Source organism: Bartonella taylorii 8TBB (assembly GCF_902825155.1).
Classification (GTDB): Bacteria; Pseudomonadota; Alphaproteobacteria; order Rhizobiales; family Rhizobiaceae; genus Bartonella; species Bartonella taylorii_A.
This window is the reverse complement of sequence record NZ_CADEAG010000037.1, coordinates 1-944: the sequence shown is the minus strand read 5'-3', so window position 1 is coordinate 944 and position 944 is coordinate 1. Positions and strand designations below refer to the sequence as shown.

Annotated in this window: 1 protein-coding gene and 1 pseudogene; both read right to left on the bottom strand. The window is 39.1% G+C overall.

Annotated features, from left to right (window positions below):
- Positions 1-535: pseudogene (locus J7R13_RS08510) on the bottom strand (DUF6990 domain-containing protein); the annotation flags it as partial.
- Positions 522-905: a hypothetical protein gene (locus J7R13_RS08505; protein ID WP_246786339.1), complete on the bottom strand. Its 384-nt coding sequence runs from the start codon at positions 903-905 to the stop codon at positions 522-524. The pseudogene J7R13_RS08510 and the gene J7R13_RS08505, both read right to left, overlap by 14 nt.
- Positions 906-944 lie beyond the last annotated feature (39 nt).

Sequence of the window (944 nt, the reverse complement as noted above, 5' to 3'; positions counted from 1 at the left end):
CCTTCACATCAAAACTCAATTCGAGAGCAATCAAGCCTCCAGAATTATAAGGGTCTATCGTTTGGCAAGCCGCCGCATGGATACCAGAAACCACCGCAATTGCACAATCAAATCGCGGATACCCCTTCTCAGCATTATAAAGAAACTGCACTTCACGATCTGGTAAATAATAGGTGGCCAAATGATCCCCTTTTCCTTCAATTTCCACCCTCCATCCTAAACTCTTTAAAAGCGCCGTTGCACTTTCCATCGTTAAGATTTCCTCATTAGACAGAGAAAACTCTGTAAACTCTTTTTCCTCAGATGATGATTTAATCATCGGCATTTCCCCACTAGACGGCTCAAAAGCGATAGGTTGTTCAAGCACGCGGTTGAATTCTTTTGTCACTTGGCAATACAGTCTCACCCGCTTGAAAGTAGAATAATACAATGCCCAAATGAACATCGTGACCACAGCAGAAAGCAGCGTGAAAAGCGTCAAGCCCACACCCCACGAGAGTACAACAATAATATCTATCATTTTAATATTTATCATTTTCCCCATCCCTTCTCGCGCTGTTTTGTTGAGAAGCGGTTTTGATCCGCTGCCGGATTTCTTGATCTAACTTATCGATCTTTTTTTTCAACAAACGCGTAAAGATGATACGGACTACAAAGACAACAGGGATGAACAAAAAAAGAAGCACTGATATAAAAACCAATATTAATGTTAAAATGAACAGGATATAATTCCACCACTCTGTCAAATCCCACTTAAAAAACATAAAAAATGCCACTTTAAAAGCTGCCACAATAAAAGCAATGCAAAAGATGACTTTATAATTTTTGCGTGTCAAAAACGCTTCTTCAAGCGAAAAAGACCGTGGTTCTTCATCCAATATTGCATTTTTTCCATTGCCCCTCATTTTTTATCCCTCATTTGTTTCAATTTTTAAGCTATTTTC